This is a genomic window from Streptococcus infantis (genome assembly GCF_047463635.1).
Classification (GTDB): Bacteria; Bacillota; Bacilli; order Lactobacillales; family Streptococcaceae; genus Streptococcus; species Streptococcus infantis_W.
In genome coordinates this window covers 1-17168 of sequence record NZ_JASHDL010000016.1, presented here as the reverse complement: position 1 = coordinate 17168, position 17168 = coordinate 1, and the positions used below count along the sequence as shown (strand labels likewise).

Annotated in this window: 17 protein-coding genes and 1 tRNA gene; 4 read left to right on the top strand and 14 right to left on the bottom strand. The window is 39.6% G+C overall.

What is annotated here, in order from left to right; translation table 11 throughout:
* Positions 1 to 63: 63 nt before the first annotated feature.
* From vex3 to QM867_RS08490, 7 genes are all read right to left on the bottom strand, one after another.
* Positions 64 to 1443 carry an ABC transporter permease subunit Vex3 gene (gene vex3, locus QM867_RS08520; protein ID WP_414289753.1) on the bottom strand — a complete coding sequence of 460 codons (1380 nt, stop codon included), beginning with the start codon at positions 1441 to 1443 and terminating at the stop codon, positions 64 to 66.
* A 47-nt stretch (positions 1444 to 1490) separates the two neighbouring features.
* On the bottom strand, positions 1491 to 2138 hold the full coding sequence (vex2, locus tag QM867_RS08515) for an ABC transporter ATP-binding subunit Vex2 (RefSeq protein ID WP_371559405.1): 648 nt from the start codon (positions 2136 to 2138) through the stop codon (positions 1491 to 1493).
* Between the two features lie 13 nt (positions 2139 to 2151).
* Positions 2152 to 3429, bottom strand: a complete 1278-nt coding sequence (locus tag QM867_RS08510) for an ABC transporter permease (protein ID WP_414315564.1) — start codon at positions 3427 to 3429, stop codon at positions 2152 to 2154.
* A 133-nt stretch (positions 3430 to 3562) separates the two neighbouring features.
* Positions 3563 to 3648, bottom strand: a tRNA-Leu gene (locus tag QM867_RS08505).
* Between the two features lie 81 nt (positions 3649 to 3729).
* Complete coding sequence (locus QM867_RS08500) at positions 3730 to 4305, bottom strand: cysteine hydrolase family protein (protein WP_414315563.1); 576 nt, start codon at positions 4303 to 4305, stop codon at positions 3730 to 3732.
* Entirely contained in the window at positions 4305 to 5093 is a 789-nt protein-coding gene (codY, locus tag QM867_RS08495) for a GTP-sensing pleiotropic transcriptional regulator CodY (protein WP_000940720.1), read from the bottom strand. The genes QM867_RS08500 and codY overlap by 1 nt, the downstream gene beginning before the upstream one ends.
* 271 nt (positions 5094 to 5364) lie before the next feature.
* Positions 5365 to 6942, bottom strand: a complete 1578-nt coding sequence (locus tag QM867_RS08490; protein ID WP_414315562.1) for a DEAD/DEAH box helicase — start codon at positions 6940 to 6942, stop codon at positions 5365 to 5367.
* Positions 6943 to 7282: 340 nt separating this feature from the next.
* Here QM867_RS08490 and QM867_RS08485 point away from each other — a divergent pair, with 340 nt between their 5' ends.
* The 4 genes from QM867_RS08485 (at position 7283) to QM867_RS08470 (ending at position 12009) form a co-directional block, all read left to right on the top strand.
* The gene (locus tag QM867_RS08485) at positions 7283 to 8599 is read left to right on the top strand and encodes an FAD-containing oxidoreductase (protein ID WP_248035989.1); all 1317 of its coding nucleotides are present in this window, start codon (positions 7283 to 7285) and stop codon (positions 8597 to 8599) included.
* Between the two features lie 86 nt (positions 8600 to 8685).
* Complete coding sequence (gene murT / locus QM867_RS08480; protein ID WP_248035990.1) at positions 8686 to 10029, top strand: lipid II isoglutaminyl synthase subunit MurT; 1344 nt, start codon at positions 8686 to 8688, stop codon at positions 10027 to 10029.
* The gene (gene gatD / locus QM867_RS08475; protein WP_248035991.1) at positions 10029 to 10811 is read left to right on the top strand and encodes a lipid II isoglutaminyl synthase subunit GatD; all 783 of its coding nucleotides are present in this window, start codon (positions 10029 to 10031) and stop codon (positions 10809 to 10811) included. Before murT ends, gatD begins: the two co-directional genes overlap by 1 nt.
* Positions 10812 to 10926: 115 nt before the next feature.
* The gene (locus QM867_RS08470) at positions 10927 to 12009 is read left to right on the top strand and encodes a Xaa-Pro peptidase family protein (RefSeq protein ID WP_315639614.1); all 1083 of its coding nucleotides are present in this window, start codon (positions 10927 to 10929) and stop codon (positions 12007 to 12009) included.
* Between the two features lie 45 nt (positions 12010 to 12054).
* On the opposite strand, the gene QM867_RS08465 is transcribed toward QM867_RS08470, so the two are convergent.
* The 7 genes from QM867_RS08465 to QM867_RS08435 all read right to left on the bottom strand — a co-directional run bounded on the left by QM867_RS08465 (position 12055) and on the right by QM867_RS08435 (position 16939).
* Complete coding sequence (locus QM867_RS08465) at positions 12055 to 12597, bottom strand: GNAT family N-acetyltransferase (RefSeq protein WP_315639617.1); 543 nt, start codon at positions 12595 to 12597, stop codon at positions 12055 to 12057.
* 57 nt (positions 12598 to 12654) lie between these two features.
* Complete coding sequence (gene nadE, locus QM867_RS08460) at positions 12655 to 13479, bottom strand: ammonia-dependent NAD(+) synthetase (protein ID WP_315639618.1); 825 nt, start codon at positions 13477 to 13479, stop codon at positions 12655 to 12657.
* Entirely contained in the window at positions 13476 to 14936 is a 1461-nt protein-coding gene (locus QM867_RS08455; RefSeq protein ID WP_414315561.1) for a nicotinate phosphoribosyltransferase, read from the bottom strand. Before QM867_RS08455 ends, nadE begins: the two co-directional genes overlap by 4 nt.
* 107 nt (positions 14937 to 15043) lie before the next feature.
* Positions 15044 to 15532, bottom strand: coding sequence for a DUF6773 family protein (locus QM867_RS08450; RefSeq protein ID WP_281334761.1), 489 nt, complete (start codon positions 15530 to 15532; stop codon positions 15044 to 15046).
* A complete protein-coding gene (locus QM867_RS08445; RefSeq protein WP_001107501.1) occupies positions 15522 to 15731 on the bottom strand; it encodes a helix-turn-helix transcriptional regulator in 210 nt (69 codons plus the stop codon). The genes QM867_RS08450 and QM867_RS08445 overlap by 11 nt, the downstream gene beginning before the upstream one ends.
* 149 nt (positions 15732 to 15880) lie before the next feature.
* Entirely contained in the window at positions 15881 to 16528 is a 648-nt protein-coding gene (locus QM867_RS08440; RefSeq protein WP_414315560.1) for an HAD family hydrolase, read from the bottom strand.
* Positions 16529 to 16939 carry a GNAT family N-acetyltransferase gene (locus QM867_RS08435; protein ID WP_281334763.1) on the bottom strand — a complete coding sequence of 137 codons (411 nt, stop codon included), beginning with the start codon at positions 16937 to 16939 and terminating at the stop codon, positions 16529 to 16531.
* Positions 16940 to 17168: the final 229 nt, after the last annotated feature.

Below are 17168 nucleotides of genomic sequence, written 5' to 3'. Positions count from 1 at the left end.
CTTTTCTATCAAAAATGCTACCTATATTATATCTCATTTAGAAGAGAATAGGTAGCAGGTTTTTTATTCACTATCCAACAAGAGTTCTTTGGGTTGTTTAAAGAGGAGATTGCTTGAAGCAAGTGCCATAACTAATACTACCAATACCAAACCAAGTACAAAGATGATGGCAAAGTCTGAAGGTTGAATAGAAATATCCAGACTTGAAAGAGTTTTACTAAAGCCGTCAACTTCTGCACCACCACCGAGATTGGAAGCTTGGGCTGCCTTACTTGCCTGCTTAGCCACATCTGATGTAACATTGGCTAGTACTGTGTTTCCGATAGTACGAGCAGTATAGTTGGCTAAGAAGTAGGCTGAAATGAGAGCTGGAATAGCAATCATAACTACTTCTGTGATAAATTGTCCTAGAATACTTGCTTGTTTAAGACCAATTGAAAGGAGAATGCCAACCTCTTTACGACGGGCGTTAATCCATAGTGTCAGTAAGAGAGCAAGTAGAAGAACAGAGAAGCTCAAGCTACCCCAGAAGAGAAGATTAGCCATCTTGTACATACCTGAGATAGATTGCTCAAGGGCAGGATAGTTAGATGAACTCTTAATCAAGCTATACATCTTCCAGTTGATACCGTTGATAGACCCTAATTCTTGCATGACACTATCTAGGTTCTTATCTCCAGCTACAAAGAAGGTCGCATCTCCATAAATAGCGGTATCTTCTGTATAACCATAGAGCTGGGCAGCTGTGTGAATATCTGTGATAGCTGTATTCTCATATAGTTCTTGTGAGTAGGTCACAGTAGATTTATTATGTCCATCAAAAAGTCCTTTGATCGTGACTTCTACTGTTTCCTTGGCTCCTTTTTCATTATCTGCATCGTAGATATTGGAGTTGAGTTTGACCTTGTCTCCTACTTTCCAACCGTGTTTAGCAGCCAGGTCTTTATGCATGAGAATCTGGTGTTTATCATCATTTGTTAAGTGCTCACCTTCAACAAGTTTGTAAGAACCTGATACAAATTTATCTTCCTTAGAAGAGTCATTGACACCTGTTATCATCAAGCTACTTCCAAAACGTTGAGCTCGATCTGCAGTTAGATTTTTCTTGGTTTCAGGAGTTTCAATCAGTTCATAGCCTGTCAAATCACCGATAGCATTAATCCGTTTGATGTAGGATTCAATGGCCTTATTTTCAGTAATTTTTTTGATATCTTCACCCTTGATATTCCCCGCACCACGTGGAGTTCCTTGATTGACCCTGCGGTTGATTTGCATGGAGAAACTATTGGTGATATTTTTAAAGGTTTCTTGAGAAGCCTTGGCTGTCGCACCCTTGATAGACAAGCCGACCAAACTCAAACTAGCCATCAAGAGAATGATAAGAAAGATCACAAGCGACTTAAAAAATTTTCTTGTGACATAGGCAAATGCGTTGTGTAACATAAGATTCCTTTCTAGATTTACTTCAGTTTTTAATATGTTTAAAAGTTTTAGTTACTATTTTTTCTTGTTTCAGTCAGTTTCTTATCCTTCAATTCAAGTGTAATATCTGACGCCTGTGCCACTTCCTTACTGTGGGTCACAACGATCACACACTTGCCTGTTTTCTCAGCGAGAGATTTGAGCAAATCGATGATATCTCCAGCAGTCTTAGGATCCAAGTTTCCTGTTGGTTCATCTGCTAAAATCACTGGTGCTTCCGATACAAGACTACGAGCAATGGCAACCCGTTGTTGCTGTCCACCTGATAATTGGAGAACATTCCGCTTGATTTGACTTTCATCTAAACCAAGTTCAAGAAGGGTATCCTTGCTAGCTTTTTTATTAACCAAGCGGATATTTTCCAATGGAGAAAGATAATCAATCAGGTTATAGTTTTGGAAAACTAGTGAGATATGGTGCATTCTGTGGTAAGAGTAACCTTGTTCACGAATGTCCTTTCCCTCAAACTTAATAGCACCTTCGACTGGGCTATCAAGTCCTGCTAAGAGAGACAAGAGCGTCGATTTCCCTGCTCCGGATTCTCCAATGATGCTATAGAATTTTCCAGGTTCAAAATCGTAATTGATTTTATACAAGACTGCTTCTGCAGTATTTTTATAACGATAAGTAAGATCCTGTAATTGTAGTAAAGTCATGATTTCTCCCTTATTAACTAATAGATGATAAAATTTCTTTCGGTGATTTTCTAAATAAAAAGACAAAACAAAGTGCAACTGATAAACAACTAATCACAAGGAGAAAGACATAAGATTCTCCAAATGAAAGAAGACTTGTTGAAAGATTAGTTGCTTTTGCTAGCGTATCTTGTAGTGCAGCTTGATCCCCACTTGCAAGTACATTTTTCAAGAGATAGGAAGTGATGGCATTTCCTGCAAGAAATGCTGGTAGAATTGCTGCCAATGAAACCAGAATGACTTCTAGGCAGAATTGGCTAAAGATTGCTCCTTTTCCCTTCCCTAGTGCCAATAAAATACCAACCTCGTAGATTCGCTCTCGTAACCAAAGTGACAAGACCAATACCAGCGCTCCTACCCCAGCAATCATAATGCCATAAAGGAAAATTTGGAGGAAGGTTTGGAAGGTCGAAACGGAATCCTTGATTTGTTCAAAAGCCTTATTTTCCTTTTCGACTTGGTAACCTTTCGTTTCAAGAGAAAACTTTTCAACCTCTTGAATGATGCTATCCATATCTTTTGGATTTTCAAGATAGAAACGGGCTGCAGTGACTTGAGCTTCCTTATTCCCAAGAAGAATTTGACTGCTTTCATAGTCTGTATAGACCGTGTTTTCACTAAAATCTGACGAAAGACCGGTAAACTTCTCTTGCTTCTGACCTGAGAAAATACCCACGATTTCATAATCTAGCCTTTGTCCACTATTTCCTTCTACTGGAACAGGATTTAAACTAATCTTATCACCTATTTTTAGATTGTTTTTCTTGGCTAAATCTTCGTGGATTAAGATTTTTTTACGATCCCCTTTTTCGATATGTCTTCCTTCTTTAAGGGTAAAGGCGGAACTTGTAAAAGAAACATCCTTGGAAGAATCTTCCAAAGCAATCAAACTGATGAGATTTTTTTCAACCTCTGTCAAATCATCCCTTTGGATACTTTGTTCTCCAGTAACGACTTCTTTGTCAGTTAACTTGGCTATTGTTTCTAGCTCAGGTGAAATCTTCTCAAGACCCTTTATCTTTTTAAGGTCATCTAGTTGAGACAGTTGAAAAGTCTGATCTGCTTCTATTCTTTTAATAGAAAAAGACGTATTCAGTGAGCGATAGAGATTATTTTCTACTGTTTTGTTGGACTTCATGAGCGTCAAACAAGCCGATATTCCAGCCAATAAGACAAATAGAATCAAGAATAATATGAGACTTCTCAGTCGTTTTCTGCTGACGTAAGCCCAAGCTCTTTGAGTGGGATTCATATAACACCTCCATATTTGTAAAATCATTATAATATTCAAATATGAAATGTTTATGAAATAAGAAAAAAAGAGCAAAATCTTTGCCCTTGTTTATATAAAAATAAAGAGCTAGCCGAAGCTAACTCTTTTCCTATGCGGAGAGAGGGACTTGAACCCTCACGACCTAAAGCGGTCACAGGATCCTTAGTCCTGCGCGTCTGCCAATTCCGCCATCCCCGCGTCGATTACTTTACTAGTATATCAACTTTCAATAACTTTGTCAACACTTTTTTCAGATTTTTTTCAGATTTTTTGAATACATTATTCTTTGATTTCAACTAGGTTTTCATCAAGGAGTTTCGCTCCTAATGTATTCTTAAAATGTCCAAGTGCAAACTGATGGTTTTCAGGCCAAATAGATGCGACTGCTGGCTTGACAACTTCAATCTGATACCCAAGATTATAGGCATCAATAGCCGTATGCAATACACAGATATCTGTAAGAACACCTGTTAAGATGACTGTATCCACACGACGCTCTCTCAGACGGATATCCAAATCTGTACCAGAAAAAGCCGAATAGTGACGTTTGTCCATCCAGAAAACACGACTATCACCAGCATATTCCTGATAGAACTCGGCTAACTTACCATATAGATTACGCCCGCTAGTCCCGATAAGGTTATGAGGGGGAAATAGTTTACTTTCTGGATGAAAGACATCATTTTCCTCATGAGCATCAATGGTAAAGAAAATATAATCTCCACGGTCAAATGCTAATCTAGTCACCTGATTGATCACTTCTGATATAGCTTGAGCAGGAGCTCCAGCTGTCAATTTTCCATGATCCGCTACAAAATCTTCTGTATAGTCAATTGAAATTAAAGCCTTAGCCATTAATAGTCCCTCTTTTTCACTTCTTCAAAGATATCTGGGATCAAGACCTTAAGATAAGTTCCCTTCATCCCCAGTGAACGACTTTCAATAATTCCTGCTGATTCGAGTTTTCGAAGGGCATTGACAATCACAGAACGCGTAATACCGATACGGTCTGCAATGACTGACGCAGTTAATTGTCCTTCATTGCCATTCAATTCACCCAAAATAGCTGATACTGCTCGTAACTCAGAGTAAGAAAGAGTGTTGACTGCCATCGTTACGGCTGTACGACGACGGATATTTTTCTCGTCTTCTTCACGTTGGAAGTTCAACAATTGAATTCCAACTACAGTGCTTGCAATCTCAACAAGAATCAAATCCTCATCTTCAAATTTCTTATCATTACGCCAGATAATCAAAGATCCCAAACGAATCCCAGAAACATGGATTGGAGCAATTGTTGTCAAACCTTCTGAGAAATCTGCACGACTCTCAACTGGAAAGATGCTTAATTCGTGATCTACAGTCAGATTTGCTTCTGTATCGTAAATCATGTTTGCACCTTGAATATAGTCCTCAGGAAAAATTTTTGATTGGAAAAATTGCTCTACACGATCATTATTAGTCTTGTAGCGCATGAAATATCCCAAAAGACGTCCCTTACTATTTAGGATACAAGCGTTGCAATCAATAATATCCGCTAATTGGCGTGTGATGGCATTATATGGAAGATCATCTTGTAATTTCTCCTCCGCACGCTTCAGGATAGATGTAATTTTTCTCGTTTTTTCTAATAAATGTGCCATTTTTCACCTCGTATTTAATCGCTTCCATTATATCATAAATTGATCATTATTTCAATAATTATCTGAAAATTGTTTATTGAATTGCAATTCATGACTGTTCGAAAATTTTTACTAGTTTTTTCTAATTTTCTTGTTGACAGGTTCCTGAATTTTTGATAATATAATATTACAAGATAACAAATATATAAATCTATTTTCTCGTATGAAACTCTTCTTGACTCTCGGTCTCCTTATATATAAAAGCGATCCACCTCAGTGAACCGCTTTTTTATTATTTATCACCCTTGTTACGGATTACAAAACCAGTTTTCTTCTCGCTTGAAGTATTGCGTGGTTTTTTATTATCCTTACGGTAACGTTTTTCCTTCTCAAAGCGGTCGTTTTGGCGACTGCCTTTTTTGAAATCATCTCGACGTTCACCACGACGATTGTCGCGACGGCGATCACGATCTCGACGCTCCTCACCACGACGTCCTCCCTTGCCTTTACCACCGAAGCCATTACCTGATGGTTTAAATGGCAGTGGTTTCTCACGCGCAATTTCAACTTCTGGAAGACTATCTGGATCCTGAACAGTTAAGCTTAGGATGTACATTGCCAATTCTTCTGGGCTGAATTCAGCTGCCAATTTACGGGCATCTTTTGCGAATTTATCAAAGTTACCACGAACAGTCTCATCGGCAAAGTCACGTTCAATTTTCTTCAACGCAACATGCTTTTTAGCTTGGAAGGCTTCTTCTGCTGTCGCTGGTTTCAACCCCTTCATGCGTTTTTTAGTCAAGTTTTCGATGATTTGAAGGTAGCCCATCTCATTTGGTGCGACGAAAGTAATCGATTGACCTGACTTACCTGCACGACCTGTACGGCCGATACGGTGAACATAACTCTCAGGGTCTTGAGGAATATCGTAGTTATAGACATGAGTCACACCTGAAATATCCAAACCACGAGCAGCCACGTCTGTTGCAACTAAGACATCAAGGTTGCCATTTTTAAAATCACGAAGGACACGAAGGCGTTTGTTTTGGTCCAAATCTCCATGAATCCCTTCTGCACGGAAACCACGGATTTTAAGCCCACGAGTTAACTCGTCTACACGACGTTTTGTACGACCAAAAACGATTGACAACTCAGGTTGATCAACATCCATAAGACGAGTCATGGTGTCAAATTTTTCTTGTTCCTTAACACGGATATAGTACTGGTCAACTAGTTCTGTAGTTAATTCTTTGGCAGCAATCTTCACATGCTCAGGTTCTTTCATGAACTGAACACCAATACGTTTGATAGCATCTGGCATAGTCGCTGAAAAGAGCAAGGTTTGACGATTTTCTGGGACACGAGAGATGATGGCTTCGATGTCTTCAAGGAATCCCATGTTGAGCATCTCATCTGCTTCGTCAAGGATGAGAGTTTCAATGTCTTGCAATTTCAAGGCCTTGCGTTTAATCAAGTCTAGGAGACGACCAGGCGTTCCAACTACGATATGAGCCCCTGATTTAAGAGCCTTGATTTGTTTTTCAATACTTGAACCACCATAGACTGAACGAACTTTTACACCTTTACTACGACCAAAGCGGAAGAGTTCTTCCTGACTTTGAACAGCCAGTTCACGAGTTGGCGCAATCACCAAAGCTTGGATTGTCGCTTCTTCTGTGCGAATTTTTTCAAGGGTTGGCAAGCCAAAGGCTGCTGTTTTCCCTGTACCAGTCTGTGCTTGACCGATAACATCTTTTCCTTCAAGAGCCAAAGGAATAGTTTGCTCTTGGATAGGACTTGCTTCCACAAATCCTGCTTTATCAACTTCTGCTAAAAGGTCAGCAGACAAGTTAAATTCATTAAATTTCACGTTTTTCTTCTTTCTAAAGGTGGTGCGAAGCCACCCTATAGCGCTTAGTTTATACTTTTCTTTTCATGACGTATTTTCATATCTTCTATGAAAGATCGTGTTGCTTCTTTTCCACAAAAGAAAAGTACTGCTTTCTTTGCAACTTATCTAGTATAACACAAGAAAGGGCCAAAAGATAGTCTAACCACTTGATTAAATCATGTAAACGATTTTTCTATCGATTTGCTTCACTCAAAAAGTATTTGTTAGAGCATTCGGTTCCTGAAATGATTTTCCGTAGCAGATTTGTGCAAAAGTTTTTTTCTTATGCTAGAATGAAATTCGAACAGGAGGAATAAAAATGTTAACATACGATTTAATTGTCATTGGTTTTGGTAAGGCAGGTAAAACGCTTGCTGGAAAACTAGCTTCAGCTGGTAAAAAGGTTGCCCTTATCGAACGTAGTAAGGCGATGTACGGCGGTACTTGTATCAATATCGGTTGTATCCCAACTAAAACCTTGTTAGTTGCTGCTGAAAAAGACTTGTCATTTGATCAAGTCATGGCTACTAAAAATACGGTTACTACACGCCTCAATGGTAAAAACTATGCGACTGTTGCTGGTACAGGCGTCGATATCTTTGATGCGGAAGCTCACTTCCTTTCAAATAAAGTCATCGAAATCCAAGCTGGTGAGGAAAAACAAGAATTGACTGCTGAAACTATCGTCATCAACACTGGTGCTATTTCAAACGTCTTGCCAATTCCAGGACTTGCTACAAGCAAAAACGTCTTTGACTCAACAGGTATCCAAAACTTAGACAAATTACCAGAAAAACTTGGAATTCTTGGTGGTGGTAATATTGGTCTTGAATTTGCTGGTCTTTTCAACAAACTTGGAAGTAAGGTAACAGTCCTAGATGCTCTGGATACTTTCTTGCCTCGTGCTGAACCTTCTATCGCAGCTCTTGCTAAACAATACATGGAAGAAGACGGCATTGAACTCCTTCAAAATATCCATACTACTGAAATCAAAAACGATGGTGACCAAGTTCTTGTCGTGACAGAGAATGAAACCTACCGTTTCGATGCCCTTCTCTACGCAACTGGACGTAAACCAAATGTAGAACCACTTCAACTTGAAAATACAGATATTGAACTAACTGAACGTGGTGCGATTAAGGTGGACAAACACTGTCAAACAAACGTTCCTGGTGTCTTTGCAGTTGGAGATGTCAACGGTGGACTTCAATTTACCTACATTTCACTTGATGACTTCCGTGTTGTATACAGCTACCTCGCTGGTGATGGCAGCTACACCCTTGAGGACCGTCTCAATGTGCCAAACACTATGTTCATCACACCAGCACTTTCACAAGTTGGTTTGACCGAAAGCCAAGCTGCTGAATTGAAACTTCCATATGCTGTTAAGGAAATCCCTGTCGCTGCTATGCCTCGTGGTCATGTAAATGGTGACCTTCGTGGAGCTTTCAAAGCAGTTGTCAACACTGAAACCAAAGAAATTCTCGGTGCAACTATCTTCTCTGAAGGTTCTCAAGAAATCATCAATATCATTACTGTTGCTATGGACAACAAGATTCCTTACACTTACTTCACAAAACAAATCTTCACTCACCCAACCTTGGCTGAAAACTTGAATGACTTGTTTGCGATTTAGTTTTATCAAGCAGCCCTCCTTGGGCTGTTTTTCTTTTTCTAAAATCTCAAATCTGTCTTTTTCAGCTTTTATGATATAATAGAAACATGAAATTAGAAACTACTTTTGGGCTCATTGCTGGACGTTCTTCTCACTTTATTTTGAGTCGTCTCGGACGTGGAAGTACGCTCCCAGGGAAACTTGCCCTCCAATTTGATAAAGACATTTTACAACATTTAGCGAAGAACTACGAGATTGTCGTAGTTACTGGTACCAATGGAAAAACCCTGACAACCGCCCTCACTGTCGGTATTTTAAACGAAGTCTATGGTCAAGTTCTGACCAATCCTAGTGGTGCCAATATGATTACAGGGATTACCACCACCTTCTTGACAGCCAAATCTTCTAAAACAGGCAAGAACATCGCTGTCCTTGAAATCGATGAAGCTAGTCTCTCTCGTATCTGTGACTACATCCAGCCAAGTCTCTTCGTCATCACTAATATCTTCCGCGACCAAATGGATCGCTTCGGTGAAATTTATACGACCTATAACATGATTTTGGATGCTATTCGGAAAGTTCCTACTGCTACTGTCCTTCTCAACGGTGATAGTCCACTTTTTTACAAGCGCTCTTTCCCAAATCCTGTTCAGTATTTTGGTTTTGACTTGGAAAAAGGACCAGCACAACTAGCTCACTACAACACGGAGGGAATCCTCTGTCCTGAATGTCATAGCATTCTTAAGTACGAGCTCAATACCTATGCCAACTTGGGTGCCTACATCTGCGAAAACTGTGGATGTAAACGTCCTGATTTGGACTACCGTCTGACAGAATTGGTGGAATTGACTAACAATCGTTCTCGCTTTGTTATTGACGGACAGGAATACGGTATTCAAATCGGTGGACTCTACAACATCTATAATGCTCTGGCTGCAGTTGCTATCGCCCGTTACCTCGGAGCTGATTCTCAACTGATCAAACAAGGTTTTGACAAGAGTCGTGCAGTTTTTGGACGACAAGAAACCTTCCATATCGGTGACAAGGAATGCACACTGGTTCTCATCAAGAATCCTGTCGGTGCTACACAAGCTATTGAAATGATTAAGCTAGCTCCTTACCCATTTAGTCTATCTGTTCTTCTCAATGCTAACTATGCTGACGGTATTGATACCAGCTGGATCTGGGATGCGGATTTTGAACAGATAACTGACATGGATATCCCAGAAATCAACGCCGGTGGCGTTCGTCATTCTGAAATCGCTCGTCGTCTTCGAGTAACTGGTTATCCAGCTGATAAAATCACTGAAACAAGTAGTCTGGAACAAGTTCTTAAAACGATTGAAGCCCAAGACTGCAAACATGCTTATATCCTTGCGACTTATACTGCTATGCTGGAATTCCGAGAACTACTAGCCAATCGTCAGCTTGTTAGAAAGGAGATGAACTAATGGTTTATACTTCACTTTCCTCAAAAGACGGCAACTATCCTTACCAGCTAAATATCGCCCACCTCTATGGTAACCTCATGAATACCTACGGAGATAACGGGAATATCCTTATGCTCAAGTATGTAGCTGAAAAGCTGGGTGCTCATGTTACAGTTGACATCGTTTCTCTCCACGATGATTTCGATGAAAATCACTACGACATCGCCTTTTTCGGCGGTGGTCAAGACTTTGAACAAAGCATCATTGCTGGTGATTTGCCTGCTAAAAAAGAAAGCATTGGCAACTTTATCCAAAATGATGGTGTCGTCCTAGCTATCTGTGGCGGTTTCCAATTACTGGGTCAATACTATATCGAAGCTTCTGGAAGACGTATCGAAGGTCTAGGTGTCATGGGACACTACACACTCAACCAAACCAACAACCGCTTTATCGGTGACATTAAAATTCATAATGAAGAATTCGATGAAACCTATTATGGTTTTGAAAATCATCAAGGCCGTACCTTCCTCTCAGATGACCAAAAACCGCTCGGTCAGGTTGTTTACGGAAATGGAAATAATGAAGAAAAAATCGGTGAAGGTGTTCACTATAGAAATGTTTTCGGTTCTTATTTCCACGGACCTATTTTATCCCGTAATGCAAACTTAGCCTATCGCTTAGTAACCCTTGCCCTCAAAAAGAAATACGGTCAGGATCTTGTCCTTCCGGCTTACGAGGACATTCTCAATCAAGAAGTCGCTGAAGAATACAGCGATGTGAAAAGTAAGGCAGAATTCAACTAAACTTCCTATTCCAGCATGCCATCGGCTGTTGGAATTTTTTTAAGCTCTTTTCCCCTTCTCCCTTGCATTTTCTACTATTTTTTGCAAAAATAGAGGGGTAGAAAGAAGGTAACATATGTCTAAATTACAACAAATTGTAACATATCTCGAATCTGAAAAGTTAGACGTCGCAGTCGTATCTGACCCCGTCACTATCAATTACCTCACTGGTTTTTACAGTGATCCACACGAACGCCAAATGTTCCTCTTTGTCCTTGCTGACCAGGAACCACTCCTCTTTGTTCCAGCTCTTGAAGTTGAGCGCGCAACTAGCACTGTCTCTTTTCCAGTCGTTGGTTATGTGGACTCTGAAAACCCTTGGAAAAAAATCCAAAACGCCTTACCACAGATTGATTTCAAACGTGTCGCAGTTGAGTTTGATAATCTCATCTTAACTAAATACCACGGTTTGAAATCTGTCTTTGAAACTGCTGAGTTTGAGAACTTAACTCCATTAATCCAACGCATGCGCTTGATCAAATCAGCTGACGAAGTACAAAAGATGATGGTAGCAGGTGTCTATGCAGACAAGTCTGTTAAAGTTGGTTTTGACAATATCTCTCTTGATAATACGGAAACTGATATCATTGCACAGATTGATTTTGCCATGAAACGCGAAGGCTATGAGATGAGTTTTGATACTATGGTTTTGACAGGTGATAACGCTGCAAATCCACACGGTATTCCTGGAGCTAACAAGGTTGAAAACAATGCCCTTCTCCTCTTTGACCTCGGTGTAATGGTGAATGGTTATGCATCAGATATGACTCGTACAGTCGCTGTTGGTAAACCTGACCAATTCAAGAAAGACATTTACAACTTGACTCTTGAAGCCCAACAAGCTGCCCTTGATTTTATCAAACCTGGTGTCACTGCGCATGAAGTAGACCGTGCTGCCCGTGAAGTTATCGAAAAAGCAGGTTATGGTGAGTACTTCAACCACCGTCTCGGTCATGGTATCGGTATGGATGTCCACGAATTCCCTTCAATCATGGAAGGAAACAACATGATTATCGAAGAAGGTATGTGCTTCTCAGTTGAGCCTGGTATCTATATCCCTGGTAAAGTCGGTGTCCGCATCGAAGACTGCGGTGTTGTAACCAAAGACGGCTTTGACCTCTTTACAAGTACCAGCAAAGATTTGCTTTACTTTGATTAAAAAATATTTTATAAAAAATAAGATGGAAAAGCTTAACTTTCCATCTTATTTTTTGATTTGATAATAAATTTTATCAGCTATATAACCTTTTCGTTCAACTGCATTTGGGATCGTCTTCCAACAAGTCATACCCGCCTTTTCCATAACACGACCAGATGCTGGGTTTAGACTTACATAGCAAGCATCAACCTCTTCAAATCCAATCTCATCTAGACAGTATGATAAAACTGCCTTCAAGGCTTCTGTCATGAGTCCTCGTCCCCAGTAGTCCATCCCTAAGATATATCCAATCTCACAGCTAGAGTTTTCTTCATCCACACTGACCAGACTAATATCTCCAATGACATATTCTGGATTTTCTTTGAGACTAATGGCCCATTTGTAGTAATTTGGATTGTCATAGGATGCTACCCAAGTTCTTATTGAGTTCTTTGTAAAATCAACATTTGGATGAGGATCCCAAGTAACATAGGTTAGATTATCTAGACTAGAAGCCCAATTTTCAAACATGGCTTGAGCATCAGTTTCACAAAAGCGTCGCAATAGCAACCGTTCAGTATGTAATGTCTTTGTACCTATGGATTTCATAATTCAACCTCGCTTTTTTATTTTCAGGCTCGGGCTAAAAAAGTCCCCCGGACTTTTTTACTCCCAAAACGTATCAAACACTGTGATTGGTAAGTGGCGTTTGTGTTGGCCTTTATACCACCATTTTTCAATGGTTGCTTGGGCTTCTTGGCTTACTTGCTTACCTTCGAGGTAATCATCGATTTCATTGTAAGTGACTCCCAAGGCTACTTCATCTGCCAATCCTGGTTTCTCTTCTTCTAGGTCTGCGATTGGTACTTTCTCATAGAGGGCTGGATCAGCTCCAAGTTCCTGCAAGAGTTGTTTTCCTTGACGTTTATTGAGGCGATAGAGAGGAAGAATATCTGCACCGCCGTCACCAAATTTGGTAAAGAAACCTGTGACATTTTCTGCAGCATGGTCAGTACCAATAACTGCTCCACTATGAGCTCCTGCGAGTGCATATTGGGCAATCATCCGGCTTCTAGCCTTGATATTCCCTTTATTAAAGTCTGACATTGGACTACCAGTAGCCTCTACTGCCGCTGCCATTGCATCTACAGAATCTTTGATATTGACCACCAAACTCACATCTGGCTGGATAAAAGCTAGTGCTTTTTGCGCGTCATCCTCATCTGCTTGAATTCCATAAGGCAGGCGAACCGCTATAAATTTATAAGAATCATCACCAGTTTCAGCTCGCATTTCTTCCATAGCTAGTTGGGCAAGGCGACCAGCTAAAGTCGAGTCCTGTCCCCCAGAAATTCCTAAGACAAATGTCTTTAAAAAAGGATGTTTTTTCAAGTATCTTTTCAAAAAGTCAATCGAACGACGGATTTCTTCCTGGGCATCAATGACTGGTTTAACACCCAGTTGTTGGATAATGGTCTCTTGCAAACTCATTCTTCTTCTCCTTCACCTAGAGCTTCCTTACGCATTTTATCAATCAAGTCCATCTTGTCTTGCCATACATCACGAGCCAAGTCGACAGGGTAATGTTGTGGGTTAAGAACACGTTTATATTCGTCCCAGAGCTTGTCAAATTCCTTACGAGCATAGGCTTGAATTTCAGGTAAACTTGGTAAATCATAGACTAGCTTACCTTCCTTAAAAATGTCTACCAAGAGAGGAACGGCATCAAAATTACGAACAGTTTTCTTGATGTAAGTATAGGTTGGATGGAACATCTTGATTTCAGTCATGCTAGCAACATCGACACCATCATAGGTAATGTAATCACCTTCTGACTTGCCTTTTTCACGACTGGTGATGCGCCAAACTTGTTTCTTACCTGGTGTTGAAACCTTCTCTGCATTGTTTGAAAGTTTGATAGTATTACGCATATGACCATTTTCATCTTCAATGGCAACAACCTTGTAAACTGCTCCAAGTGCTGGTTGGTCATAAGCTGTAATGAGCTTAGTCCCGACACCCCAGACATCAATCTTAGCTTTTTGCATTTTGAGGTTAAGGATGGTATTTTCATCAAGGTCATTGGATGCATAAATCTTAGCATCCGTAAATCCTGCCTCGTCCAGTTGTTGACGAACTTTTTTAGAAATATAGGCGATATCACCAGAGTCAATACGAACACCCTTAAAGTTAATCTTGTCACCTAATTCTCTTGCAACCTGAATGGCAGCAGGAACACCGATACGAAGAGTATCATAAGTATCTACAAGAAAGACACAATCACGGTGAGTTGAGGCATAAGCCTTGAAAGCCTGATAGTCATTCCCATAGACTTGAACCAAGGCATGGGCGTGAGTCCCTAAAACCGGAATTCCAAAGAGCTTACCAGCACGCACATTACTAGTTCCATTAGCTCCACCAATTACAGCCGCACGTGTTCCCCAGATAGCTGCATCCATCTCTTGCGCACGACGTGTACCGAACTCCATCAAAGGTTCATCTTCAATGACCGAGCGAATACGAGCAGCCTTGGTCGCAATCAAGGTTTGAAAATTAACAATATTTAAAAGAGCTGTTTCAACCAATTGACACTGCGCCAAAGGTCCTTCCACTTGAACAATCGGTTCATTAGCAAATACCAAGTCCCCTTCCTGAGCAGAACGTACGGTCAACTCTAGCTTGAGATTACGCAGATATTCCAAGAAGTCTCCATGATAACCCAGTGACTCTAAATAAGCAATATCGCTATCAGAAAAGCGTAAGTTTTCTAAGTAGTTCACAATTCGTTCCAAACCTGCAAAAACAGCATAACCATTTTTAAACGGTTGTTGGCGGAAATAAACTTCAAAAACTGCTTTCTTGTTATAGATTCCTTGGTCGAAGTAAACCCGCATCATGTTAATCTGATACAAATCTGTGTGCAATGTTAAACTGTCATCTGGGTACATATACTGTCCTTCTTCCTTATTTGTAAAAAGATGAAAATGTTTCTTCTTTTCTCATAAATTAGTACTATTATATCACATTTTAGCTGGATTGATAAAAGAGTAACAAGCTATTCTCCACTCTCCAGTTCATCCATGTCTTGCTCAAATTTTTTCTGAGCCCATTCGCCATAGCTCTTCAGGCCTAGATTGCCAATAAAAACCCAAGGAAGGTAAATAACATAAGTAATTGCCCAAGCAGACAAGTATTTAACGTTCAGAGGATTGTGCTGATAAATTTCGATATTGAATTGATAATTCTGCAACATCAAAAGAGTCGTAATAGCGAGAGTTACCAGCAAACACCCTATAATTGTAAAATGAAAACGACTATAGTAGTTCACACCCAAATCTCGAGCACGGCCGAAAAAGTAAGAAGTTCCAATAATGATAATGATAAGAATCATTCTCGGATTAAAAAGACTTGGTGCTAATACTGTAATCATATAAGATAAAAGCAAGAAAGCTATAGAGATATAGAAACTTTCTGCCCCTGCTTTATTCATCAGTTGTTCTTCCCTTTCGTCTAGTAATTGATAATAATAAAATCTATTTTTCATCTTCTTCCTCCCAAAATAGTTGATCTAGAGTTTTCCCTAAGCATCTGCAAATGGATTGGCAAAGTGAAAGCGAAGGATTGTACTTTCCAGCTTCTATCAAGCCGATAGTCTGGCGCGTAACCCCTACAGCTTCTGCCAAGTCACCTTGTGTCATATCAAGCTCTACTCGAGCGAGTTTTAATTTTAAATTCTTAGCCACTTCTTACCTCCTCCTTAATTTTAAAAGTCGCGCTTCTTTTTTCAACTTTATTATATCATATATTTTACATTATGCAATATATATCTTTCTTTTTGTGCGATTTTTTTAACAAAAATTCCCTACCAGCTAAATGATAGAGAGTTTTCCACTTATTCAAATTTTTTCAAAACATCTACGACATCGCTTCTGTGTTTGACTTGATAGGCTTTGATACCTAAACTTTCAGCCATATTAGTATTATCTTTAACATCATCCAGAAAAATACAATTTTCTGGATCCAACTGATATTTACGGAGAATTTCTTCAAACATCTTTGGATCTGGTTTGATGATCTTGATATCACAGGAAAGGACGAAACCATCTAAGATTCCATTTAAAGGAGATAGTTGGTCTTTCAATAATTCATAAAAAACTGGCGATGTATTAGATAGAACAAAAATACGATGACCTTTTTCCTTTAAACGTGCAAGCAGCGGAAAGACTTCCGTGTAAATATCGATATAGGCTGGCCAATTCCAAATCACTTCTTCGACCTTTTCCCGATAACAATCCCCTAATAAAGAAAGAACCTTATCAACCAGTTCTTCCCGAGTCAAAGTCCCTAAGTCTAATCTTTCCCAGAGCCCCGACTGGAAAATAGACTTGTCTAAGATCAGATAATCTTTCTGAGTTTTAGCTACAGCTTTCAAAATCTTATCCTTGTTCCATTCCAGTAGAACATTACCCATATCTAGTATGATATCCATTAAGCCAACTCCATTATGATGTGTCGATTTCTTCGATCGTTCATTTTCCATTTACAACTCTTTTTGATAATAGTGCCTTTGTCCAGTATAGGGATAGTCTTTTAAAGTAAAGACTTCCTTGTAACCATGCTTTTGATAAAAGGATGGCGCTTGAAATTGATACGTATTCACAAAAGCAAAGCGACAGTTTTTCTTCTTAGCTTCACTTTCTGCTTGTTGCAATAGTTGGGAGCCGATTCCTTGTCCTCGCAAATCCTCTTTCACAAATAAATACTCAATTTCTAGCCAATTTCCAAAGGTCTCTGCTACTAAACCAGCCATGACTTGACCGCTATCATCTTCGACATAAAGGTTAAGTGGCTCACTTTCAGCTGCTTCTCTCTTAGAACGATTATAGGAGCGAATCAAATCCCCAATTTCTTGCGCTTTCTGAGACTCTGTATTATCCAATCTAATGTGCATCAAAACCTCCTCAAAGACACTTACGCCTTGATTATATTCCTATTTTGAAGAACTGTCAAACTAAAAAACTCACCAACCTAAGTTGATGAGAGTAAAACTTATTTTGGCTCTATAATATTTGTAGTGGGTAAATCCCCTATGGATATTATGGAGCCTATTTTTGTGTAGAAAAAAAGTCCCATATGACCTATAATGAAAAGCGATCAAACAACTCATTAGAAAGAATCAT

Coding starts and splice junctions, on each gene's coding strand:
- vex3 (WP_414289753.1), bottom strand. CDS start 1,443: ATGTTACACAACGCATTTGCCTATGTCACAAGAAAATTTTTTAAGTCG.
- vex2 (WP_371559405.1), bottom strand. CDS start 2,138: ATGACTTTACTACAATTACAGGATCTTACTTATCGTTATAAAAATACT.
- QM867_RS08510 (WP_414315564.1), bottom strand. CDS start 3,429: ATGAATCCCACTCAAAGAGCTTGGGCTTACGTCAGCAGAAAACGACTG.
- QM867_RS08500 (WP_414315563.1), bottom strand. CDS start 4,305: ATGGCTAAGGCTTTAATTTCAATTGACTATACAGAAGATTTTGTAGCG.
- codY (WP_000940720.1), bottom strand. CDS start 5,093: ATGGCACATTTATTAGAAAAAACGAGAAAAATTACATCTATCCTGAAG.
- QM867_RS08485 (WP_248035989.1), top strand. CDS start 7,283: ATGTTAACATACGATTTAATTGTCATTGGTTTTGGTAAGGCAGGTAAA.
- murT (WP_248035990.1), top strand. CDS start 8,686: ATGAAATTAGAAACTACTTTTGGGCTCATTGCTGGACGTTCTTCTCAC.
- gatD (WP_248035991.1), top strand. CDS start 10,029: ATGGTTTATACTTCACTTTCCTCAAAAGACGGCAACTATCCTTACCAG.
- QM867_RS08470 (WP_315639614.1), top strand. CDS start 10,927: ATGTCTAAATTACAACAAATTGTAACATATCTCGAATCTGAAAAGTTA.
- QM867_RS08465 (WP_315639617.1), bottom strand. CDS start 12,597: ATGAAATCCATAGGTACAAAGACATTACATACTGAACGGTTGCTATTG.
- nadE (WP_315639618.1), bottom strand. CDS start 13,479: ATGAGTTTGCAAGAGACCATTATCCAACAACTGGGTGTTAAACCAGTC.
- QM867_RS08455 (WP_414315561.1), bottom strand. CDS start 14,936: ATGTACCCAGATGACAGTTTAACATTGCACACAGATTTGTATCAGATT.
- QM867_RS08450 (WP_281334761.1), bottom strand. CDS start 15,532: ATGAAAAATAGATTTTATTATTATCAATTACTAGACGAAAGGGAAGAA.
- QM867_RS08440 (WP_414315560.1), bottom strand. CDS start 16,528: ATGGAAAATGAACGATCGAAGAAATCGACACATCATAATGGAGTTGGC.
- QM867_RS08435 (WP_281334763.1), bottom strand. CDS start 16,939: ATGCACATTAGATTGGATAATACAGAGTCTCAGAAAGCGCAAGAAATT.